Origin of the sequence: Marinobacterium iners DSM 11526 (assembly GCF_900107855.1) — a bacterium.
Lineage (GTDB): Bacteria > Pseudomonadota > Gammaproteobacteria > Pseudomonadales > Balneatricaceae > Marinobacterium > Marinobacterium iners.
Genome location: NZ_FNRJ01000003.1, coordinates 80,597 through 103,923 on the forward strand (window position 1 = coordinate 80,597; position 23,327 = coordinate 103,923).

Annotated in this window: 14 protein-coding genes and 1 pseudogene; 7 read left to right on the forward strand and 8 right to left on the reverse strand. The window is 53.0% G+C overall.

Going from position 1 to position 23,327, the window contains the following annotated elements; genetic code table 11:
- Positions 1–3: 3 nt before the first annotated feature.
- Complete coding sequence (locus BLV48_RS05075) at positions 4–741, forward strand: response regulator transcription factor (RefSeq protein WP_309546605.1); 738 nt, start codon at positions 4–6, stop codon at positions 739–741.
- A 47-nt stretch (positions 742–788) separates the two neighbouring features.
- The gene (locus BLV48_RS05080) at positions 789–1,085 is read left to right on the forward strand and encodes a hypothetical protein (RefSeq protein WP_091824080.1); all 297 of its coding nucleotides are present in this window, start codon (positions 789–791) and stop codon (positions 1,083–1,085) included.
- A 355-nt stretch (positions 1,086–1,440) separates the two neighbouring features.
- Here BLV48_RS05080 and BLV48_RS05085 read toward each other — a convergent pair whose 3' ends face one another.
- Positions 1,441–1,992: a DUF6933 domain-containing protein gene (locus BLV48_RS05085; protein ID WP_139253885.1), complete on the reverse strand. Its 552-nt coding sequence runs from the start codon at positions 1,990–1,992 to the stop codon at positions 1,441–1,443.
- Between the two features lie 118 nt (positions 1,993–2,110).
- On the opposite strand from BLV48_RS05085, the pseudogene BLV48_RS18725 reads away from it, so the two are divergent.
- Positions 2,111–2,256 (forward strand): annotated as a pseudogene (locus BLV48_RS18725) (transposase); the annotation flags it as partial.
- An 89-nt stretch (positions 2,257–2,345) separates the two neighbouring features.
- Here the strand turns inward: BLV48_RS18725 and BLV48_RS05090 are convergent.
- Complete coding sequence (locus BLV48_RS05090; RefSeq protein ID WP_091824085.1) at positions 2,346–2,678, reverse strand: 4a-hydroxytetrahydrobiopterin dehydratase; 333 nt, start codon at positions 2,676–2,678, stop codon at positions 2,346–2,348.
- A gap of 180 nt (positions 2,679–2,858) precedes the next feature.
- Between BLV48_RS05090 and BLV48_RS05095 the strand changes: the two genes are divergently transcribed.
- Positions 2,859–3,305: a YeeE/YedE family protein gene (locus tag BLV48_RS05095; RefSeq protein WP_091824088.1), complete on the forward strand. Its 447-nt coding sequence runs from the start codon at positions 2,859–2,861 to the stop codon at positions 3,303–3,305.
- The gene (locus BLV48_RS05100) at positions 3,302–3,733 is read left to right on the forward strand and encodes a DUF6691 family protein (protein ID WP_175527587.1); all 432 of its coding nucleotides are present in this window, start codon (positions 3,302–3,304) and stop codon (positions 3,731–3,733) included. The genes BLV48_RS05095 and BLV48_RS05100 overlap by 4 nt, the downstream gene beginning before the upstream one ends.
- Before the next feature lie 6 nt (positions 3,734–3,739).
- Here the strand turns inward: BLV48_RS05100 and BLV48_RS05105 are convergent, their stop codons facing one another.
- From BLV48_RS05105 to panD, 5 genes are all read right to left on the reverse strand, one after another.
- Positions 3,740–6,061 (reverse strand): putative bifunctional diguanylate cyclase/phosphodiesterase, encoded by a 2,322-nt coding sequence (locus tag BLV48_RS05105; RefSeq protein ID WP_091824094.1) that lies wholly within the window; start codon positions 6,059–6,061, stop codon positions 3,740–3,742.
- Positions 6,058–8,124 (reverse strand): DctP family TRAP transporter solute-binding subunit, encoded by a 2,067-nt coding sequence (locus BLV48_RS05110; RefSeq protein ID WP_091824097.1) that lies wholly within the window; start codon positions 8,122–8,124, stop codon positions 6,058–6,060. Before BLV48_RS05110 ends, BLV48_RS05105 begins: the two co-directional genes overlap by 4 nt.
- A gap of 128 nt (positions 8,125–8,252) precedes the next feature.
- On the reverse strand, positions 8,253–10,610 hold the full coding sequence (locus BLV48_RS05115; RefSeq protein WP_091824100.1) for a sensor domain-containing diguanylate cyclase: 2,358 nt from the start codon (positions 10,608–10,610) through the stop codon (positions 8,253–8,255).
- 143 nt (positions 10,611–10,753) lie between these two features.
- A complete protein-coding gene (locus tag BLV48_RS05120; RefSeq protein WP_302847872.1) occupies positions 10,754–12,688 on the reverse strand; it encodes a propionyl-CoA synthetase in 1,935 nt (644 codons plus the stop codon).
- A 297-nt stretch (positions 12,689–12,985) separates the two neighbouring features.
- A complete protein-coding gene (gene panD, locus BLV48_RS05125) occupies positions 12,986–13,420 on the reverse strand; it encodes an aspartate 1-decarboxylase (protein WP_091824107.1) in 435 nt (144 codons plus the stop codon).
- 366 nt (positions 13,421–13,786) lie between these two features.
- Here panD and metH point away from each other — a divergent pair, with 366 nt between their 5' ends.
- Positions 13,787–17,509: a methionine synthase gene (gene metH, locus BLV48_RS05130; RefSeq protein WP_091824109.1), complete on the forward strand. Its 3,723-nt coding sequence runs from the start codon at positions 13,787–13,789 to the stop codon at positions 17,507–17,509.
- Positions 17,510–17,772: 263 nt separating this feature from the next.
- Positions 17,773–20,001: an NADP-dependent isocitrate dehydrogenase gene (locus BLV48_RS05135; RefSeq protein WP_091824112.1), complete on the forward strand. Its 2,229-nt coding sequence runs from the start codon at positions 17,773–17,775 to the stop codon at positions 19,999–20,001.
- Between the two features lie 99 nt (positions 20,002–20,100).
- Here the strand turns inward: BLV48_RS05135 and BLV48_RS05140 are convergent, their stop codons facing one another.
- Complete coding sequence (locus BLV48_RS05140; RefSeq protein WP_091824115.1) at positions 20,101–23,022, reverse strand: insulinase family protein; 2,922 nt, start codon at positions 23,020–23,022, stop codon at positions 20,101–20,103.
- Positions 23,023–23,327 lie beyond the last annotated feature (305 nt).

Genomic DNA, 23,327 nt, shown 5'->3' on the forward strand with positions numbered 1-23,327 from the left:
GTGGTGAGTTGGCAGGGTGGTTCTGGTATTCTTTCTGCGCGTTTCGATCAACACACGGGGGCTGATATGAGCGATACTATCCGCATATTGCTGGTTGATGATCACTCGATCGTCCGTGCTGGATTCCAGCATATGTTGTTGAAAGAAAAAGACATAGAGATTTTGGCTGAGGCTGAGAACGGTAGACAGGCTGTTGAGCTGTATCGAGAGTTATCACCTGATGTCGTTGTAATGGATCTCGCCATGCCTGCTGACAGTACGACTGTAGAGGCGACCTCGACGACAGGTGGTCTTGATGCCATCAAGCATATTCTGGCTATTGATCCCTATGCGCGTATTCTGGTGTTAACAATCTGGGAGGCCAGTCCTTACCCCGCGCGGGTGGCTGATGCGGGGGTGAAAGGCTATGTGACCAAGCGCTGTGCCCAGGATGAGCTTGTGCATGCTGTGCGTGAAATCTATTGTGGGCGCAGCTATTTCTCCAGGTCGGTCAGTGATCAGATTGGGCAAGACTCACATGTTCCGCCAGAGCATTCGCCCATTGCGCAGCTGACCCGGCGTGAGCTGGAAATTTTTACACTTTTGGCTGAGGGGCGCAGCGTAAATGCCATCGCCGAAACTATATTTCTCAGCCCTAAAACAGTTCATGCGCACCGTGCCAATATTCTTCGCAAGCTGAGTCTCACCAATGGTTCCGAAATCATTCATCTCGCATTGAGGGCCGGAATCATACAGGCCTGATTGGGTCTATACTGACTGTAAGCTTTTTGCTGCAAGAGGTGGTGGTTATGAGTCCGCATACTGGTGTCTCAACAGACTTTGTTGCCGACATGATGCTGGAATCGCTACAGCTCTGGAATGAGATTGATGTGGGCTCGCTGGTACAGCTTGAGGCTGATCTGATCGACCACAATACGCTTGTCTTGACGAGAGGGCATCTCTATGAGGTGCTGGCCAAGACTGATCTTTCTCCATGTCATCCCATGTTTGTCGTGCAGTCTGAGCTTACTGAAGAGCTAATTCAGTTGCATCCCGGTTTGATCTGCAATTATCTGCAAAATCCTCACGAGATATATCATGCGTAAATAAGTGCTTACTGATGCGTAATGGCTGTTTTTTGGGGTTATTAAAGTTCGCATAATGTATATTATGTTAAATATAGTGTCTGGTTAGCCTCCATTGCTGTGAGTTTGTGTTATTTGTATTTTACCGTGAGATCAATCTCATCTTACGTACAAAAACTCAATTCCTGTCCTGCCAACACGGTTAACTGCCGATAAGATGAGATCCTGCTTTTTCAGGCGCATAACACGCCCTGGGATTTTTTGTGTGGTTAAGGATTAATCAACCCGTGCGGAGAGTGCCGAAGATTTCAGTTTCGTGGGTTGAGGTGTTGTACTGTGCAAGCTTGTGGCGATTTGTGATTGGTGGGATACCCGATCAGTGAAGTGTTTCATGTGGCCCTGGTAACTGCTCCAGTAGCTTCTGCATCTCTTCGGTTGGCCAAAGGCAGTCCAGCTCTCTCATGCCTTTGATGCTGCATGGGCGTTCACAGAGGCTTGCGGAAATCGAGTATGGTGCTAAGTCAGTGATCTCTGTGCCGCCCCACGTAAACGATTCCAGGTCCCAGATCATGTTGCGCAATGTTCCTTGAACTGAGCGGCTGCACTGTGTATCGAAGCTGAGTTCACTAAATGAGCTCACGGCACGTTCCATCAACTCTACAGGATAGCCCTGCTTTAACATGGTGTTAGCCAACATATCGCTGAACCAGTACGTCAGCTCCTTAATCTCTTTTTGCGTCATGCCGATCAATGCCAATGAGTACCGCGTCTGGTCGTGAGTAAACACCAGACACTGACGACGCTGAATCGTTGTGATATTGGCATGCCAGTCGCCTAGGGCCGATGGCTGCTCCTCAGCTGAATCAGCGATTTCAAAGCCAGCCTTCTTGAGCTTTTCTGCCAATTTATTTGTAACGTGGATTCTCAATATAATCTTCCAACCATTTGATTCAATTTATTTATAATATTTTTTAGCATATCAAAAACGACTCGAGGAAAGCCTTGGGATGCACCGATGGATCAGCAACTTACATTCGCGGACATTCAACTGCATGCAGCAGTGGTATAACCTCAGTGATCCAGCCATGGAAGACGCGTTCTATGAGATTGCGTCCATGCGTCTGTTTGCTCGGCTGTCACTGATAAGGCCATTCCCGATCACACCACTATCCTGAACTTCCGCCATCTTTTGAACGCCATGAGTGCTGAATTTTTGCCTCTGAGGTAGTAATAGCGACGTTTCAGAGCCTTGGGCCGGACTTATTCGTAGGCAGCTGAGGGTCAAACCTCTTCAAGAGCGTCTATCTGTGCTGCCAGAATGAAGTCATTTTCATGCAAACCGCCAACTTTGTGTGTCCATATCTCTACTTTGGCATAGCCCCAGCCGAAGCATATTTCAGGATGGTGACCCGCCTCCTCTGCCAGCTCTCCAACATGATTAGCAAAAGTCAGGGCGGTTTTGAAGTCAGGGAAAATGAACTTTCGGTGGATGTGACTCGCGTTGTCTGAAAGTGACCAGCCTTGTACTTGCTTAAGGTGATTTTCGACATCCTTGCGTGTAAGCGCTGATACCTCACCATGGCAAGGTATGCAGCGTTTTTCTGCCAGCAGCATGTCTGCCTCCCCATTAATTTCGTTGTGTCACTGGACTATAAGTGTAGACGCCAATCTGAGGTCATGCCGCAGTGGCCTGGGTCTACTCTACTCCGCTTGCACTTTTTGCTAGTTCAGGGATAATCTTTTTATATAAGACTAATCTAATTTAAATATCAATTTTCAAGGCATCTTCTATCCATGACAATCATAAACTTTACTCCGGTCCCTGCACTGATCGGCGGGGCCTTAATCGGCTTCTCGGCTGCTTTTCTGTTGCTTGCAAAAGGCCGGGTGGCCGGCATTTCCGGAATTGCCGGCGGTATTATCTATCCCGAGTCCCGTGATGATATTGGCTGGCGTGTCGTGTTCATTCTTGGGTTGATTCTGGGAGGCTTCCTCTATCAGTGGTCAGGGTTGGGTGCTGGTGTGCAGCATATAGCAGCGGTTGCTGACAAGCCTGTGCTGATTATTGCGGGCCTGCTTGTGGGAATTGGTACACAGATCGGTACGGGCTGCACCAGCGGTCATGGTATTTGTGGTCTTGCGCGCCGCAGTCCGCGTTCTTTGGTGGCTACTTTTTGTTTTATGGGTAGTGCGATTGTAACCGTGTATGTTGTGCGTCACCTTATGGGAGGTGCAGCATGAGTCAGTCCATGAAACAACTGCTGGCCGCACTTGCTGCCGGTGCGCTATTCGGCTTTGGTCTTGGCTTGTCACAAATGATTGATCCCGCCAAGGTGACAAACTTTCTTGATCTGTTGGGCAGCTGGGACCCGTCTCTGGCATTCGTGATGGCTGGCGGTTTGCTGGTTAATGCGTTGCTGACGCCACTGATTTTGAAACAAAAGCGCCCGCTTCTGGCTGAATTTTTCAGGCTTCCAACCAAGGCTGAGGTTGATAAGCGTCTCGTTATTGGCGGTGTTGTGTTTGGTGTGGGTTGGGGGCTTGCAGGGTACTGTCCCGGGCCGATGATTACATCATTGAGTTTTGCTGACAGCGACATTCTGACAGTCGTGATTGCGTTTGTGGTGGGTACATTCGCTGCTCGTTGGGTTCTTCACCGAATCTCTTAATATCCATTATGCCGTGCCGGTCTGGTTCTCGCGGAGCATCTCCATCAGTTCCAGTGCCGGCATAGGTTTACCATATAAATAGCCCTGTGCGTGCGGGCATCCAGCCTGCAGAAGCAGTTTCTTCTGCTCTTCGGTTTCAACTCCTTCTGCGATAAGCTCCAGGTCCAGTTTATTTGCCAGTGCTATGATGGCTTCGATAATGGCAAGATCGTTGGGATCCATTGCTGAGTTTCGGACAAACGATTGGTCGATTTTCAGCCGGCATACCGGCAGTCGTTTGAGGTAGGTCAGTGATGAGTATCCGGTGCCAAAATCATCGATCGACAACAGTATTCCCATTTCCTTAAGCTGTTTCAGGGTTGGCACGGTTCTGGCCGTGTCCTGCATAATAAAGCCCTCGGTTACCTCCAGTTCAAGCCATTGTGGTTTACAACCAGTCTGATGTAGCACGTTTTGAACGGATTCAACCAAGTCAGCTTCGTGAATCTGTGCCCCCGCCAGGTTTACGGAGACCCTTCCTGGGTTGAAGCCAGCACGATACCACTCGACTTGTTGCTGACAGGCTTGTCGCATGACCTCGTTGCCCAGATCAATAATCAGCCGGGTTTCCTCGGCAATCGGAATGAATGCGCCAGGCATCAGGAGCCCCTTTTCCGGGTGTTGCCAGCGTACCAGTGCTTCGGTGCCTGTTATGCGGCCATTGCGCATATCGACCTGAGGTTGGAAATATACCCGCAGCTCCCCTTTTTGCAGTGCTTGTTTCAGCCCTGCTTCAACTTCCATGCGTTGCAGTGCCTGATCACTGAGGCTGGTATGAAAGTGCTGATACTGTCCGCCACCCATTTTCTTGGCCAGGTACATGGCGAGATCACTGTTGCGTGTCAATGCTTGAGCGGTATTGCCATCCTGTGGACATCGCGTGACTCCGATGCTGGCCCTAACGTCCAGATGATGCCCATGTTTGATGACGGGATCTGACAGGGCGGCCACAACTCGTGGCAGAAGTTCGTCTTCATGTCGGGTATCGGCACTGGCAGCCAACATCAGGAAAAATTCGTCACCGCCGTGCCGGAAAAGACGATCCCCCTTTCCAAGCAAAGCCTTAAGACGGTTAGCCACGGTGATCAGTACCTTATCCCCGACAGGGTGTCCAAGGCTGTCATTGATCAGCTTGAAGCGGTCCAGATCAATATACGCCAAAGTGAAGTTTAGACAGTCGTGTACCGCTTGGCTGATGGCAAGTTCTAGCTGCTGATTGAAATTAAAACGGTTAGGCAATCCAGTCAGTGAATCGTGGTTGGCCTCATACTCAAACCGGTCGCGTTGTTCCTGCAACCCAAGTTGTGCCAATTCCAGTGCGCGCGTGCGTTCATCAAAGGCTTCCGCAAGTGCTTCAAGTTCATCATGGGTCCCAAGAGGCGCGCAGGTTGCGCGGCGGGTATCCTTTACTCTGCGATACAGTTCGATTGTGGGTGAGGCTATCCCCTGCCCAATCCATGCTGCCAGTATGGCGGCTATCAAGGTTAGAATAATGCCAATGCCGACGAAGCGAGTTACAGTCGTTGTGATGACTGACTCGAATTGGGATTCAGGAATGCCGGCTTCAAGGCTTAAATCAAGTTGCTGTAGTAGTGGTGTGTCCACTGTCGGTCGCTGTCGACTGCTGATGTAATTGATGGTTTCATCATGGCCCAGGGTCAACACTGAAGTGTCTTCTGTATAGAGCCTCAGGAATCCTTCGTTTTCCCTAAAGGCATGACGTGCGACCAGTTCACGCAGGTCGAAGGCTGCCAACAGTGCGCCCTGAGTTGTGTCGTAGAACTTGATTGGCGCAATGACTGTCATTTGTCGGTTGGCAGGGTCGTTATAGAGCGCAATTTCCCCCATCGAGAGAGCGGCTCTCAATTCTGTTGACTGGTTAAACTCAGGCAGCCAGTGTTCGTCCTGATATACCGGCTGTCCATCAAAATCCAGCAGGGCTGCCGAGCGCATGGACGTCCCTGAAGAGAAGTTTGCCAACAATGGTGGTAAATCGGTGGTGCGAGCCTGACTGTCAATTAGCCCATTCACCATGAAAGGGTTTTCCGCCAGTCTTGCGGTACCCTCAACCAGATAGGCGATACGGTTTTCCAGCTGGATCAACGACGAGTGAGCGCTTTCCCCTAGCCCTTTGTATGCCTGCTGATATAGCTCATTGCGTAAAATGTAGGCAACCGTGAAAGTGACGATGAGCATAACCAGCGCCACAAAGCCGCATATTGTCAGTGTCAGTTTGCGCTGAAGGCTGCGGTAATGCTTGGGTGGCTGGTCAGAGGTCAATAACTTCATAGTGTCCCTCTTTTGCTACCGGTTTGCCGATAGGCTGGCGCCAGGTGCAGCCTGAATTGCCCCGGCTGGTCAGGAGCTGTCGTTGAAAAATCCGATGCCACTCGTTCGCATGGTACTGCAGCGTTAAGTGCCTGCTTGATATTGTCGCTCAGTCCGGCCTCACACCGTGTTGCCGCGAACAGCAATATCCAGGCTGCGTCGTGTGACTGCAAAAGCGTTGAAACTGACGCTGGTTCGTTGCCGTAACGGTCAGTATATGCCGCTATGATATCGTCTGTTGTATTTCCATGATGCCAGCTCTGCAGGCTGAGTAGATTGGGGGCGTTCTCCGAAACTGTCCAGTCTATTGCTGAGATCAGAAGGGGTATATCAGACTGATCTTCGTACCATTCCAGGCTTTGTTCAAGCAGCTGGCTGTGTAGTACCAGAATAATAGCGTCTGTTGGTGTATTTTGTTGGATTTTAAGCTGTTGGACCAATGGCTTTGTTGGGTCAAGCTTGATCTTTGATTGGACCTCAAGGCCTGCTTTGATTGCCTCGGTTTCTATTGCGACAGCAAGATCTTCACTCAGAGCTGTCGCTTCTGTCAGCAGCTGTACTGTGCTGATATTTCGCTGATTTAGCTCCTGTCCCAACTGTTTGGCTATCTGGAATGATGATGGTGCAAGGTTGATCAGGCGACTGTTGGCTGAAAATAGCTCGGTGTGGTTCATCCATGGATTGAGTATGGGTGGCGATGCTTCTGTCGCCATATGTTGGGTCTGGAAAGAGAGTGGTCCTACTCCCGCAATAATCCCGATCATGGAGGGTTGGCGAGCAAAGTCATCCAGTGTTCGGTTTGAGCGTCCGGTGAGGTTGCGATTGTCACGGGTTATTACTCGAATATCCGAGATCAGAGTTGGATCTGCCCTGCGAAGCCGCTCGACGGCCAGCTCTGCACCGCGCTTGATTTCCAGGCCAAGCTTGGGCGACACGGTGCTCAGATCAGTGTCTACGCCGATAAGCCAGCGATTCTCCTGAGGGTGCTGCAATGTGGCGTATTCGTGAGTGTACGCAAGGATGTCGGCGCCGATGGTGGTTTCAAAGCGATCAGCAAGTGGTTGTACAGCGCGCTGAAACTGTATTCGTTCAGACCTGCTCAGTCGATGAATGTGGATGCCTGTGGCTGCAATTTCGGCCAAAAATTCGCTTTCCTGTCGTTCAGTCTCGGCGCGTTGCCAAGGTGTGATCGCGCGTGCCGTTTCAATCAGAAGGGTTTGCAGGTGTCCCGGTAGTTGGTTAAAGCGTTTTCCGCTGATGGCAAATATATAGGCCAGATACGCGTGCTCGCTCAGGGTTAGATCGGTTTGTGCTTCGTGTATGCCCATACTGTGAATCGCCACCAGAGGGTTTTCCTGACCATCCACTACGCCGTCAAGAAGTGCCTGGCGCGTTTCGTGAAAGTCGATCGGTACCGCTTCTGCGCCCATGAGGTTGAATTGATCACGCAGCAGACGGCTTTTCATGATTCTGATGTTGAGGCCCGTAAAATCTGAAGGTTTCTTCAACGGCCGGTTAGCAGTGAAATGTTTGAATCCATTACCCCAAAAAGTTACGCCAACCATATTGATTTTATTCATTTTTTCCAAAAGAAGCCGCCCGGGTTCGCCGTCCAGCATTGCATACATGTCTTCTCGCGCAGGCAGGAGGAAGGGCATGTCGGCGTATTGCATCTCAGGCAGTGCCACGCTGAGTTTGGCGGAGGGAATCAGTAGGAGGTCAAGCTCGCCGCGTCGGGCCATTTCCAGCATCTGGTGGTCATTTCCGAGGGCCTGATTGGGGAAGAGCTGGATTTCAATACGCCCTTCTGTCTGGCGTTCGATCTCTTCCTTGAAGCGCATGGCTGCCAGATGGAGTGCGCTGCGTTCGGGAATGTTGTAGCCAAAGCGCAATACTTGGCTGCCAAGGCTGTTTTCTGCTTGCCTCTGTTGAACGGTGGTGTCTTGGTCGAACGGCCATACGACCAGCAATATCAGGATGAGCAGCAGTATAGCTACAGCAAGCAGGCTAAGGAGGTGCTTCATGTTATGGGCCTTGGTGTTTGAACCTGCTCAATATACCGCAATATTAATGAGGGTATATGTCACAGATCAGCCATGGCTGCTGCATGTTATTATAGTACTGGTTACATATTAAGTATTAAAAATACATATTATTCAGCAATCTCTATTCGGTCGCGACCATTATGCTTTGCTGTATATACGGCCTTGTCAGCCCGGCCCAGTGGCGCATCCACTTCATGATCCGCTTTAGTGATGACGGTTACACCGATACTTGTAGTAACGTGCAATGAGTGAATGTCTGCAAAACTGATTGCGGCTATGGCCAGTCTCAGTCTCTCAGCTAAAATCTTGGCACCCTCCATGTCTGTGCCTGGCAGGAGGACGGCAAACTCCTCACCTCCGATGCGGCCAATAATATCGATCTGGCGCATTTGGGCAGCAGCCGTATCTGCGAAGGCTTTGAGTACGCGGTCACCAGTCGCGTGGCCAAACTGATCATTAACCTGCTTGAAGTGGTCCAGATCTATCATCATCAGGCCGCAGTGCGTATTAAATCTGACCGCCCTCGCCCTCTCCTGCTCCAGGCGTTCCATGAAATAGCGCCGATTGGCGAGTCCAGTCAGTGCATCACTTGTAGCCAGTCGATGTAGTTCTTGTTCACGCAGTTTCTGGCTTGTAATGTCCTGCACCATTCCGGTGGCCCGTAAAATTCCGGTTTCATCGTGCTCGAAATCAGCCATTTCACGTACCCAGCGGACTTCTCCGCCGGCAACAACACGGTGCTCAAGGTTGTAACGACCGCCTTGTATGGCATTGTGCCAAGTGCTGTCGACGAGTTCGCGGTCGTCCGGGTGGACTCGGCTGATAAACAGAGCATAGTCTGGTGTTTGCTCCGGTGTAACCGAAAAAATGCGGTAGGTTTCTTCTGACCAGGTAAGTGACTGATCAGCAAAGTGATATTCCCAGCTGCCTACTGCGCCTATTCGTTGTGCCCTTCTCAAGCTGCGTTCACTTTCTTTAAGAGCTTCTTCAGCGCGGTGCTGCGCTGTAATATCAAGTAATACCCCATTCAGCATCTGCACACCATCTACAGAGCGCGATGCGCGGCACCTGTCTTCGATCCAGCGCCACTGGCCGTTGTTGTGCTGCAGTCGATAACGCCTGCGAATGCCTTTTGTCGGCCATTGCGTCCAATCCAGCGTCTGGCGAACATACTCGCGATCGTGTGGATGAATATGCTCGACCCACCAGTGGTCGTCCCCAATAATATGTTCTGGATGATAGCCAAGTAGATGTGTGCAGTTGGGTGATATGTAGTCAAGTGAAGTGCCGGGAGTGCGAAGGCTGTAGGTAACGACAGGAGAATCGCTCAGCAGACTGGTGAGTTGCAGCTGTGCCTGCTCCGCCTCCGCGGCGGCTGCATTCACGCGCTGTTGCATCATTTCTCTCAGCCGGCGCAGCAAAAGCAAAAGCAGCAGCTGGGTCAGCATATAGGCCCCTGCTGTAATCAGAATCAGAAGTTGCTGAGCGCGCCGCTCTTCATGCCAGAGTTCGGTTATATCCTGCCAGCTGATGATAATACCAGGAGGTGGCAGGGCTGAGTTCTCTGTCTGACTGCTGTAATCCTGTAGTGGGAAGCGTGCCAGACTGTATACACGGTCTTCCCAGTTCAATATCTGAACACTGCCCTGCTGACTTAGCTCATCAAATGAAAGTTTTGAGCGCTGCATCCATTGGATGACGCGATCTGAGGTTGTGGCTTCTATGTAACAATCACAGGCTGATACAGGTTCTGGCCTGAACTCGTCCCAGACGGTTTGCTCAACATCCTTTCGATTTAGCAGCAGGGTCAGTTCGGCATCCAGCATGGGTGCCAGCCGGCTCAATACACTGTCAACCGAAGCGCCTGCCTCGAGTGCTCCGACATGCGCCAGCGTTCCATCCTGGCGGGTGTACCACACAGGCGTGACACCACGAATACCAGAATAAACGCGTCCAATTTCAAAGCCGGTCTGAGACTTGCCTGTGTGATTGGTGTTTACAATGATGGGGCGGATGGATGTAAGATCGTCGCCAAAGTGATCGGGGGCATGGACGCGCAGATAGGATTTTGCCGGTGGCAGGTGGAAGTGAAGCTGGCGCAGTGCATATTGCTCCTGCATCTGCCGCCACGCAGGTGCCACTCGATCAAACAGGGCCTGTCGGAGCCGAGCTGCTTCTTCACCGCCCTTGCCTCCTCCTTCTATCACGACCATGCGAGAGCCATGGTAGAAAAGCTCCTGCACCACCGGGTCGGCCGCCACCATGGAGGCCAGCAATATCATTTTGTTTTCCTGCTCGTGCAATGTCAGCTCAAAACTTTGTTGCAATGAGTCAGCCTTGCGATCCAGCTGTTGCTGAAACAGATTCTGGCGTTCATTCAAACTGTAGACTGTCATGCCAAAGAAGATCAGCAGCAATAAAAGGCTGGAGGTGATCAGAAGTGCGCGAAAAGAGATGGTTCGCATAACGGACGCAGGGGCCTTGAAGGGTATCTTTAAACAGACAGTTTACCAGATGGAGCGTCAGTTACGACCGTATCAGGACTTATTGAGTAATCAAAACAGAAAAGGCAGCCCAGTGGCTGCCCTTGTTAGCTAATTCAAGTTGCTCAGTTGTGCTGAACCAGGCCATGATTGTCCATGATGTCTTCAATTTCAGACAGGCTGGCCGGGTCGTCGATAGTGGACGGTACAGTGTATTCCTGACCATCCGCAATCTGGCGCAGCAGCTTGCGCAGGATCTTGCCGGAACGAGTTTTGGGCAGGCGTTGTACCACGATGGCGCGGTTGAAGCAGGCGATCGGGCCGATTTCCTTGCGTACCATTGCGACCAGTTCCTTTTCAAGAACAGCCTCGTCCACATCGATGCCATCCTTGAGCAAGACCAGACCAATGGGGGCCTGCCCTTTAAGTGCGTCATTGATACCGATGACGGCGCATTCGGCAACAGCGGGATGATCGGCAACGATCTCTTCCATTTCGCCGGTAGACAAGCGATGGCCTGCTACGTTAATGACGTCATCAGTGCGGCCCATGATGAACACGTAGCCGTCTTCATCCTTGTAGCCGCCATCACCAGATGTGTAATAGCCCGGGAAGTCAGACAGGTAGCCGGCTCGGAAGCGCTCATGGTTGCCCCAAATGGTCGGCAGGCAGCTCGGTGGCAGTGGCAACTTGATGGCAATAGAGCCCTGCTCGCCTGCCGGCATCTGATTACCCTCCGAGTCCAGAATCTGCACATTGAAGCCTGGCACTGGCAAGGTGGCAGAGCCCGGCTTGGGCTCTTTTTGCTCGATGCCCATCAAGTTACCGCAAATGGCCCAGCCGGTTTCGGTCTGCCACCAGTGATCGATGACTGGTTTGCCGGTTTTTTCAATGGTCCAGTGGTAGGTTGGTGGATCAAGGCGCTCACCTGCCATGAAGATGATATCAAGGCTGGACAGGTCGTACTTGCTGATCTCTTTGGCGTCCGGATCTTCTTTCTTGATGGCGCGGAACGCTGTCGGTGCGGCAAACAGAGCCTTGACCTTGTACTCCTCACAAAGGCGCCAGAATGCACCAGCATCCGGTGTGCGTACGGGCTTGCCTTCGTAAACAATAGTGGTTGCACCTGCCAGTAGTGGTGCGTAGACAATGTAGGAGTGCCCTACAACCCAGCCGACATCGGATGCGGCCAAAAATGTATCGCCGGCGTCGATGTTGTAAATCGCCTTCATGGAGTATTTCAGCGCGGTAGCGTGGCCACCGTTATCACGCACTACGCCCTTGGGCTTGCCAGTCGTGCCTGAGGTGTAAAGGATGTAGAGTGGGTCGGTGCCTTTTACCGGCACGCAATCGGCCGGCTCTGCAGATGCTATGGCCTCTTCCCAGTCCAAGTCGCGGCCGGCAATCAGGCTGGCTTTTGCCTGCGGACGCTGCAGTATGATGCACTTTTCAGGCTTGTGAGCAGATTGCTCGATTGCCTCGTCCAGCATTGGCTTGTATTCGATGATTTTCGAGACTTCAAGACCACAGGAAGCGGTTACTACCACCTTAGGCTCAGCATCATCTATGCGAACTGCAAGCTCGTGAGGTGCAAAGCCACCGAATACCACGGAATGAATCGCCCCCAGCCGTGCAACCGCATACATTGCGATCAGGGCTTCCGGCACCATTGGCATATAAATTACAACGCGATCGCCTTTCTCCACGCCCTGCGCCTTGAGCACCCCGGCGAACAGTGCCACCTGATCACGCATTTCGCGATAGGTCAGCTGGCGCTTGGTATTGCTGACCGGTGAATCATAGATGACAGCCAATTGGTCACCACGGCCATTTTCGACATGATGATCCAGTGCCATATAGGCAGTGTTCATTTCGCCATCCGCAAACCAGCGGTCAATGCCGTTTTCATCCTTGGAGAGGATGGTTTGGGGCTGTTTGAACCAGGGCAGGTCTGCCGCCTTTTCGGCCCAGAAGGCTTCCGGGTTTTCAACAGACTTGGTGTACTCTGCATGGTAAGACATCGCAGCGGCCTCTAACTCTCGGGTTGGTGAATAGCTCAGGAGGTTTATAGTTGTATTGTTGACAGTCCCTGAGGCAGGTGGCGACACTTTAGCGAAAGTTCTTCCCGAGTAAACTAAGACAAAAGGCGTAAACAGCTACTTCAATAAAGGCTGTGGGGCCGCAAAGCGAGCCATGCTGCAGGCTTCGGTAAAATTGAGGCTGATCACATATGAAACGAATAGTCTCAAAGTGTCGACATGGTGTCACCAAATAAGGGTAAATACCTATCAGTAATGAAAGACACTAAAAAAACCCGCACGGCGGGTGCCGGGCGGGTTCTTCAATCCAGTTTTGCGTTACATGTCGCTGGTCTGGACCGGGATGGCTGACTTCATGCCAGTCAGCTGGTTTCGAGCGCGCAGTTCATCATCGGTAATGCCAACGCCGTTATCCGACTTGGCATTCTCGAAGTAGCACAGAGTTGGCTGGTAGCCTTCCGCTTCCTGCTCGTCCAATTGGACGTAGGAACAGACAATCAGCAGATCGCCTTTCTGAGCCTTGTGCGCGGCCGCTCCGTTGACAGAAATGACGCCACTGCCATTTTCAGCCCTGATGGCATATGTGGTGAAGCGTTCGCCGTTGTTGATGTTGTAAATATGGATCATTTCATATTCACGAATGCCGGATTTTTCCAGCAGTTCACCATCGATGGCACATGAACCTTCATAATGAAGCTCTGCATGGGTAACAGTTACCCGGTGCAGTTTCGCTTTCAAGAATGTCTGCAGCATACTGAAAACCTGCGTCTTCTCTCTGTATGACCGGCTTGCCGGTACTCATTAACACCGCTCTCTGGTATCTGTGATACCGGACGTCCGTCCGCGGCTACCCCTTCACTCAATAGGCAAAGTGATCCCACAGGTTCCAGCTGGAAGTCTGAGGGTGCCATGGAGGGGATGGACGTCGAATTGGTCCTGAGAAACAGCGATCTGAAAAAGCGGGTGCATTCTAGCACGTTTGTTTCAAATTATAAGTGCACGTTCAGGAAAATTTATGCAACGCAGCAATCTCAAAATATTTTCAATACTGTATGACAAGCCCTCAGGCAAAGCGCCCTCTGTTTGGACTACAATGGCGCTCTCTCAAAGGTTATTGCAATGGATGTACACGTGAACAACAAAAATCTGCACACACAGCTCAGCCAGTCACTGAACCAGCGTATCCTGATGCTTGATGGCGGTATGGGCACCATGATCCAGGAGCGCAAGCTGTCTGAGGCGGATTACCGTGGCGATCGCTTTGCCGATTGGCACCTGGACGTTAAGGGCAATAACGACCTTCTGGTGCTGACTCAGCCGGATTTCATTCGCGACATTCATATCGCCTACCTTGAGGCAGGCGCGGACATTATCGAAACCAACACCTTCAACGCTACCCGCATCGCCATGGCGGACTACGAGATGGAGGTGCTGACCCGCGAAATCAACGTGGCTGCTGCCCGCCTGGCACGCGAGGCGGCTGACAGGATAACAGCCCAAACTCCTGATCGCCCTCGCTATGTAGCCGGGGTGCTGGGTCCGACTAACCGTACAGCGACCATTTCACCGGATGTAAACGATCCAGGTTATCGCAATGTGACCTTTGATGAGCTGGTAGAGGCCTACACCGAGTCCATCGACGGTTTGCTTGAAGGTGGTATTGACATCATTCTGATCGAAACCATCTTTGACACCCTAAACGCCAAAGCGGCGATCTATGCCATTGAACACTACTTTGAGCAGCATGATATTCGCCTGCCGGTGATGATCTCAGGCACCATCACCGATGCCTCCGGGCGTACGCTTTCCGGCCAGACCACCGAAGCCTTCTGGAACTCGGTACGTCACGCCCGCCCGATCAGTATTGGGCTCAACTGTGCTTTGGGGCCGAAAGAGCTGCGCCAGTACGTGGAAGAGCTGTCCCGAGTGGCCGATACCTTCGTATCCGTGCACCCCAATGCAGGCCTGCCCAATGCATTCGGCGAGTATGACGAAACGCCCGAACAGATGGCAGACGAAATCCGCGAGTGGGCACAATCCGGTTTTGTGAATATCGTTGGTGGCTGCTGCGGTACTACGCCGGAACATATCCGCGTTATTCGCGAAGCGCTGCTGGATCAGGCGCCACGGCAAATTCCTGAACTGGCTGTCGAGTGTCGCCTCTCCGGTCTGGAGCCGATGAATATTGGTGCAGATACCTTGTTCATCAATGTGGGTGAGCGCACCAATGTCACCGGCTCGGCCAAGTTCCGTCGCCTGATTAAGGAGGGTGACTACGAAACAGCACTTGAAGTGGCCCGCCAGCAGGTGGAAAACGGTGCCCAGATCATCGACATCAACATGGATGAAGGGATGCTGGATGCCGAAGCCGCGATGAACCGCTTCCTGAACCTGATCGCCTCTGAGCCTGACATCTCACGGGTGCCGATCATGCTCGACTCCTCCAAGTGGCATGTGATGGAGGAAGGGCTCAAGCGCATTCAGGGCAAGGGTGTGGTCAACTCGATCAGCCTCAAGGAAGGCGAAGAGAACTTCATCGCACAGGCGCGCAAGATTCGTCAGTACGGTGCCGCTGTAGTGGTCATGGCGTTTGATGAGTCCGGTCAGGCTGATACCTACAAGCGCAAAATCGAAATCTGTGAGCGTTCCTACCGTGTGCTGGTGGACAAGGTGGGGTTCCCGCCGGAAGATATCATCTTTGACCCCAATATCTTCGCCATTGCCACCGGGATCGAAGAACACGACAACTACGCCAACGATTTCATCAATGCGACTGGCTGGATCAAGCAGCACCTGCCCTACGCCAAGGTGTCCGGTGGTGTGTCCAACGTTTCCTTCTCGTTTCGCGGCAACGACAAGGTGCGTGAAGCGATTCACTGTGTCTTCCTGTACCACGCCATTAAAAACGGCATGGATATGGGTATCGTTAATGCCGGCCAGCTGGCGATCTATGATGACCTGCCGGAAGATCTGCGCGAGCATGTTGAAGACATCGTTCTGAACCGACGCGCAGACGGCACCGAGCGGATGCTTGAGCTGGCGGAGAAATACCGGGGCGGCGCCTCCGAATCTTCGGTCAAACAGGATCTTGAGTGGCGCAGCTGGGAGGTCAATAAACGGCTTGCCCACGCACTGGTCAAAGGTATTGCTGACTATGTCGAAGAGGATGTGGAAGAGTGTCGCCACCTCTATGAGCGCCCGCTGCAGGTAATTGAAGGTCCGCTGATGGATGGCATGGGCATCGTGGGCGACCTTTTCGGTGCCGGCAAAATGTTCCTGCCCCAGGTGGTCAAGTCCGCTCGCGTGATGAAAAAGGCTGTTGCCTACCTTATGCCTTTCATAGAAGAGGAAAAGGCTGACAATGCCAGCAGCTCCGCCGGCAAGGTGATCATGGCCACCGTGAAAGGTGACGTTCATGACATAGGCAAGAATATCGTTGGTGTCGTTCTGCAGTGCAATAACTTCGAAATCGTTGATTTGGGTGTAATGGTACCTTCGGAAAAGATTCTGCAGGCCGCCCGTGAACACAACGCCGATATTATTGGCCTCTCCGGTTTGATCACCCCGTCTCTGGACGAAATGGTACATGTGGCAAAAGAGATGCAGCGCCAGGGCTTTACCATTCCGTTGATGATTGGCGGTGCCACTACCTCCAAGGCGCATACGGCGGTGAAGATTGAACCCAACTACAAGAACAATCAGGTCGTGCATGTTACCAACGCTTCGCGCTCTGTTGGTGTTGCTTCATCGCTGCTGTCTGAGACAAAAAGAATCAATTTCATCAAAGAGATACAGGATGAATATCAGGCAGTACGCGAACGTCACGCAGCGCGCCAGAATGATCAGCGCCGAGTAACACTGGAAGCCGCCCGTGCCAACCGTCAGCCGATCGACTGGAGTGGTTACACCCCCGTCGCGCCAGCCAAACCAGGTATTCATGTGTTCGAGGACTATGACCTGGAGGAGTTGAGCCATTACATTGACTGGACGCCCTTCTTCCAATCATGGGAGCTGGCCGGGCGTTTCCCGCGCATTCTGGATGATGAAATTGTCGGTGAAGAAGCACGCAAGCTGTATGAAGATGCCAAACGGATGCTGCGCGATATCATCGACAACAAAAAGCTGCGCGCCCGTGGCGTTATCGGCCTGTTCCCGGCCAACAGCCGCAACGCGGATGACATCGAAATCTATACTGATGACACGCGGGACCAGATACGCATGCGCGTGCACCACCTTCGTCAGCAGACGCAAAAAGTCGAGGGGCGCTACAACCATTGTTTGGGTGACTATGTTGCTCCCCATGACTCGGGTGTTGACGACTACGTCGGCGCATTTGCGGTCACGGCCGGCATCGGTATCGATAAAATGATCGCCGAGTTTGAAGCTGACCATGATGACTATAACAGCATCATGGTCAAGGCCCTTGCTGACCGCTTGGCTGAAGCTTTTGCCGAGTGCATGCACAAGCGTGTTCGCACCGAGTTTTGGGGCTATGCCGCCGATGAAAACCTCGACAATGATGCACTGATTCGTGAGCAGTATCAGGGTATTCGCCCTGCTCCGGGCTACCCGGCCTGCCCTGACCATACTGAAAAGGCTCTGCTGTGGGAGCTGCTGGATGTGGAGCATAACGCAGGCATGACGTTGACCGACAGTTTTGCCATGCTGCCGACCGCAGCGGTCAGCGGCTGGTATTTCAGCCATCCTGATGCGCGATACTTCGGCGTTGCCAAAATTGGTGAAGACCAGGTCGAAAGCTATGCCAAGCGCAAGGGGATGAGCATGGATGAGGCCGAACGTTGGCTGGCACCCAATCTGGGCTATGAGCCGGAACAGAGCTGACCCCTCGTTTCGCACTAACCTGACAGGCTTTCCGGCCGGGCCTGTCAGGTTGTTGGTTTGCTACATTCAATCACGCCTTTTTATCATCTCAGGCCCATTCTTTAGCCCTAAGTCGATAGTGCCCGGGTATCAAAAAGCCCCTTCAGCCTTTATAATTTGTAGCCGATTTACAAGCGCCAGGCTCATTCATACAGCGCAGGGTGATTATCCATCGCCCGAACGAGCCCTTGGCAATCCAGCCATAAATCATTTCGGGGAAAAACATGCCTACAAAATCAAAAATCATCTATACCCTAACTGATGAAGCTCCGGCACTGGCGACCGCTTCGCTGCTGCCGATTATTCGCACCTTCGCTTCTTCTGCCGATATTGAAGTTGATCTGAGCGATATCTCCCTGGCTGCCCGTATTCTTGCTGCCTTCCCCGAGCGCCTCACCGAAGAGCAGCGCGTCGAAGATGGTCTCGCTTTCCTCGGCGATCTGGCCAAAGACCCTGATGCCAACATCATCAAACTGCCGAATATCAGTGCTTCCGTTCCCCAGCTGCGTGCCGCCATCACAGAGCTGCAGGAGCAGGGCTACGACGTGCCTGAGTACATTGAGAACGCGCAGACCGACGAAGAAAAAGAAGCCAAGTCCCGTTACGCCGGCATTCTCGGCAGCGCTGTAAACCCGGTTCTGCGTCAGGGCAACTCTGACCGTCGTGCGCCGGCTGCGGTCAAGGCTTTCGCCCGCAAGCACCCGCATTCAATGGGTAAATGGAGCAAGTCTTCACGCTCCCACGCGGATTACATGCGTGGCGGTGACTTCTTCTCCAGCGAACAGTCGGTCACCATGCCTGAGGCAACCGATGTGCGCATCGAGTTTGTTCCCAATGGCGGTCAGCCGGTCCTGAAAAAAGAGCTCAGCCTGGAAAAAGGCGAAGTTCTGGACAGCATGTTCATGAGTGCCAAGGCGCTGGACGCTTTCTTCGAAGACACACTTCAGGACTGTAAAGAAGCAGGTGTCATGTGGTCCCTGCACGTCAAGGCGACCATGATGAAGGTATCTCACCCGATCGTGTTCGGCCATGCGGTACGTGTGTTCTACCGTGAAGTATTCGACAAGTATGGTGAGCTGTTCGAGCAACTGGGTGTTAACCCGAACAACGGCATGAGCAGCGTCTACGAGAAGATCAAGTCTCTGCCCCAGTCCACTCAGGACGAAATCGAAGAAGCGATCCATGCCTGCTACGAACACCGCCCGGAAATGGCGATGGTTGATTCCGTTAAAGGTATCACCAACCTGCACATCCCGAGCGACGTAATCGTTGATGCGTCCATGCCGGCCATGATCCGCAACTCCGGCCAAATGTGGGGCCGCGATGGCAAGCAGAAAGACACCAAGGCTGTTATGCCTGAGTCTACTTATGCGCGCATCTACCAGGAAATGATCAACTTCTGTAAAACCAACGGCGCGTTCGATCCCACTACCATGGGCAGCGTACCGAACGTGGGATTGATGGCGATGAAAGCCGAAGAGTACGGCTCTCACGACAAGACTTTTGAGATCCAGGCTGATGGTACCATGCGCGTCGTGAAGGCTGACGGCACTGTCCTGATGCAGCACGAAGTGGAAAAAGGCGACATCTGGCGCGCCTGCCAGACCAAGGACGCGGCGATCCGTGACTGGGTCAAGCTGGCGGTCAACCGTTCACGTCAGTCCGATACTCCGGCCATCTTCTGGCTGGACCAGGAACGTGCGCACGATCTGGAGCTGACCAAAAAAGTCAAAGAGTACCTGAAAGAGCACGACACAGAAGGTCTCGACATCACCATTATGTCCTACAACGAAGCGATCCGTGTTTCCATGGAACGTCTGATTCGCGGTCTGGACACTATCTCTGTGACCGGTAACGTTCTGCGTGACTACCTGACCGACCTGTTCCCGATCATGGAACTGGGTACATCTGCGAAGATGCTGTCCATCGTGCCGATGCTGGCTGGCGGCGGCATGTACGAAACCGGTGCCGGCGGTTCTGCACCGAAACATGTTCAGCAGGTCATGCAGGAAAACCACCTGCGTTGGGATTCACTGGGTGAGTTCCTGGCACTGGGCGTTTCTCTGGAAGAGCTGGGCATCAAGAAAGGCAATGTCCGTGCGAAGGTACTGGCAACCGCACTCGATAAAGCAACCGAGCGTCTGCTGGAGAACGGTAAGTCGCCTTCACGCAAGGCCGGCGAGCTGGATAACCGTGGCAGCCATTTCTACCTGGCCCTGTACTGGGCACAGGAAGTGGCCGCTCAGGCTGAGGATGCTGATCTTGCAGCCGAATTCAAGCCGCTGGCTGATGCGCTGACTCAGAACGAGCAGACCATCGTGGACGAGCTGAATGCGGTACAGGGCAAGCCTGCCGAACTGGATGGTTACTACCACGCAAATCTCGATACCGTGTTCAAGGTGATGTGCCCAAGCACTACCTTCAACAAGATCCTGGATGACTTCAAGAAGTGATCATTGAGATCTAAAAAGAAAAAACCCGGGCAAGCCCGGGTTTTTTGTGTCTGTCCGTAAGTATCACGGCAGCCATGTTGATGCTGCCGCAAGCGGAATTCAGATTTCGATTCTCTCCCACTCTGCCGGCAGTGAATCTGCAGCTTTGTGACTGGTCACAACAGCCATACTCGCCTTTTCGGGCGAGAGCCAGGTCGATGCCACGCGCTTGAGGTCATCAAGCGTGACCGACAGAATCCGCTGGCGGAAGGCCTGACGCACCTCTGGCGTGCGGCCGAACAAGCTACTGTGGTAGGTCGATTTGGCTTCTCCGGCTGGGGAGCCGGGCTTATCCATGGAGCTGACTACACCCAGAATCGCCTCCTGTAGTCGCTGGGGATCCCCCTCAGAGGTGGCCAACCACTGCAGCGCCTGATCGAAGTCGTCCAGCGTTCCCTCTATGCGCGGATCGCGATAGGAAAAGAAGCGGAAGGTGGCATCGCCATTGTCCTGCCCGGCGCCTGCCCCATAGGCCCCACCCTTCTCTCGGATGGCACGGTGAAGGTAGCCGTTACGCAAATAGTCACCCAGCACGGTCAGTGCTGCTGCGTCCGGGTGGCCTGTTGGTACTGTCGGGTAGGCCTTGGCACAGAAACTGACCTGGGTACTGGTCAGCCATAGCTGCTGAACCGCCGAGCGGGTTTCGGGCAATGACAGAGCAACAAAATCACCTCGACTGTCAGCCTGACCTATCCAGAACTGCTCAAGCTGCTGACGCAGACTGTCACGATGCTCCTCTTCACCGACCAGCAGGAAGCGACGAGGCGCCGACCGAATACGCTCATGCAGCGCCGTCAGCTCAGCTGACAGAGCCGTCAGCATATTCTCCTCTGCCAGACTTTTGTCCAGATGTTTGACAAAGCGTACGCCGGCAAGGCCACGGGTCTGGTGTGACAGTCGGGCTACCGGGCTGAAACCGGCCCCTGCGGCCATCATCGCCAGGCTGTGGCCTGATCCGGTAATGCTCTGCTCACGGCGTGCACGCTGTTGCGCCACAATTTCACGGATGCGGGCAGTTTCATCAAAACGCGCATCAGCAAGCGTTTCGGCCATTAGAGCAGTCAATTTTTCACTATTAACGCTAAGGGCCTTGCCGGACATCACCAGATAGGCATTGACCTGTTGTTCGTCATCGACGCTGCCTCGCAGGCTTGTGTAAGCATGCAGTCCACCGGTCACTTGGCTCTGGTAGGCCTGGTTGGCGCGATAGTCGCGATCACCACAGCCGAGCTCTGTCAGGCAGTAGGTGTACAGTGGCATAAGGGACTGTTCACGCTCACTCAGTTCAGGCAGGTCAAGAATCACCTGCTGGTAAACCAGACCGTTGGTACCGGCACCAAACCAGGTCGTTTTAAGCGGATCGGTGGCCAGTTCAGTGGCAGTCGGCAGGTTAAGCTCAGCCGGGACGTCCTCAAGGGTGACACAGGGCAGAATGCTGTCATCATCAACCTGCTGTTGGCGTGCTTCAAGCGCCTGAGAACGATCAATAATATCTTGTTTATCGCTTTCGCTCAGGCCCGCCTTGATCTGTTCCAACCGTGCCGCTTCAGCTGCATCACGACGGGCAGCCAGTTCGGCATCCGGTCGCAGTGTCAGGCGCACACGGTGCGGATTGTCCAGCAGCCAGCGGCGTACCAGCCCAGGAATGAACGCTGGATCCTTGATCTGCTCGCGCAGCTTTTCCAGGGCGGGATCAATGTCCAGCACCCCAATCGGGTTGCCCTGGTGAATGGCCGCCGGCATGGTCGACAGAATTAGTTGCAGACCAAATGGGTAGCCGTCACCGGTAATTTCACGCTGACTCAGCTCCAGCTGATGAAGCTGGGCCTCAACCGTTTCCTGCGGTACGCCCTCTTCTGCAACCTTTTCAAGCGTATCGATCACCAGTTGCTCGAAGGCCGCCGCCTTTTCAGGCTCGCTGCCTTCAAGGCCACACATAAAGCTCATCTCGCGGTTGGAGTCTTCAAGTCCGCACAGCGGTGAAGGGGCGCTGCCCAGATCGGTCGATTCAAGTGCTGCCCGTAATGGTGAGCTGGAGTTGTCCAGCAACACCCGACTGAGCAGGTGGGCCTGCATCAGCTGATCAAGCTCAATCGAACGCGGCAGCAGCCAGCCTATGACATGATGGGTAGATGCTGTCAGGTCGTCCTGTTCGAGCGCATACGCTTCTTCAACTCTCAAAGGGGCGAAATAACGCTTCTCGTTGTCTACGCTCAATGTCTCATCACGGCGTTCAAAGCGGGACAGAGCTTGCTCTTCAAAGCGCTGCTGCAGCTCTTCAACCGGCAGGTTGCCAAAGGTCATGAAGACTGCGTTGCTGGGATGGTAATGACTGCGGTAGAACTCCAGCAGTTCTTCGTAACTGAGATCCGGAATACAGTCCGGCTCACCACCGCTGTTGTAATGATAGGTGGTGGTGGGAAACAGGTAGCGTGTCAGCGTTTGCCACAGCGTGGAAACCGGTGAGCTCATTGCCCCCTTCATCTCGTTGTATACCACCCCCTTGTACACCAGTGAGGAGTCAGGGTTGGCTGCTTCGCTGAACTCGACACGATGTCCTTCCTGAGCAAAATCCAGTGGATCAAGTCGTGAAAAGAAGGTGGCATCCAGATACACATCCAGCAGATTGAAGAAATCCTTCCGGTTCTGGCTGGCAAAGGGATAAGCCGTCCAGTCACTGCTGGTGAAAGCATTCATGAACGTATTAAGCGAGCGCCGGGTCATCATGAAGAAGGGGTCGCGAACCGGATAGCGCTCACTGCCACAGAGTGCGGTGTGCTCCAGAATGTGTGCCACACCGGTAGAGTCTTCCGGCATGGTTCTGAACGCAACCAGAAATACATTCTCATCATGCTCTGACGCAATGTGATAATGCAGCGCCCCAGTTGTAATGTGCTCATACTCCGCCACTTCAATATTGAGTGACTCAATCGCCTTGTGTTGTAGAAAGCGGAACCCGGGATGACAGATTTCAGTATGCATAGAGTGCCTTGTGTCGGAATTCATGTCGTATTTACCTCATTGTAACCATTCCGGATCATCATTGCAGTTCAACCTGACTGGCCTGTTTGTTGCGCTGCCGCATGACGCTTGTCGGAATGGCTGTAGTGCTGGAAAAGAACAGACGATTCATTCCCAATCCCAGTCTATACAGGCGATTTTGGCTGATCGAAAATATTATTGTGCAATGCACAAAACAGGCTTGACACTCTGCTTCAGGATCACTAAAGTGAACTCATTGTTGCAATGCACAAAAACGCAGCGAATGCTGCAAACGTCATTGAAGA

Coding starts and splice junctions, on each gene's coding strand:
- BLV48_RS05080 (WP_091824080.1), top strand. CDS start 789: ATGAGTCCGCATACTGGTGTCTCAACAGACTTTGTTGCCGACATGATG.
- BLV48_RS05090 (WP_091824085.1), bottom strand. CDS start 2,678: ATGCTGCTGGCAGAAAAACGCTGCATACCTTGCCATGGTGAGGTATCA.
- BLV48_RS05095 (WP_091824088.1), top strand. CDS start 2,859: ATGACAATCATAAACTTTACTCCGGTCCCTGCACTGATCGGCGGGGCC.
- BLV48_RS05100 (WP_175527587.1), top strand. CDS start 3,302: ATGAGTCAGTCCATGAAACAACTGCTGGCCGCACTTGCTGCCGGTGCG.
- BLV48_RS05105 (WP_091824094.1), bottom strand. CDS start 6,061: ATGAAGTTATTGACCTCTGACCAGCCACCCAAGCATTACCGCAGCCTT.
- BLV48_RS05110 (WP_091824097.1), bottom strand. CDS start 8,124: ATGAAGCACCTCCTTAGCCTGCTTGCTGTAGCTATACTGCTGCTCATC.
- BLV48_RS05115 (WP_091824100.1), bottom strand. CDS start 10,610: ATGCGAACCATCTCTTTTCGCGCACTTCTGATCACCTCCAGCCTTTTA.
- panD (WP_091824107.1), bottom strand. CDS start 13,420: ATGCTGCAGACATTCTTGAAAGCGAAACTGCACCGGGTAACTGTTACC.
- metH (WP_091824109.1), top strand. CDS start 13,787: ATGGATGTACACGTGAACAACAAAAATCTGCACACACAGCTCAGCCAG.
- BLV48_RS05135 (WP_091824112.1), top strand. CDS start 17,773: ATGCCTACAAAATCAAAAATCATCTATACCCTAACTGATGAAGCTCCG.
- BLV48_RS05140 (WP_091824115.1), bottom strand. CDS start 23,022: ATGCATACTGAAATCTGTCATCCCGGGTTCCGCTTTCTACAACACAAG.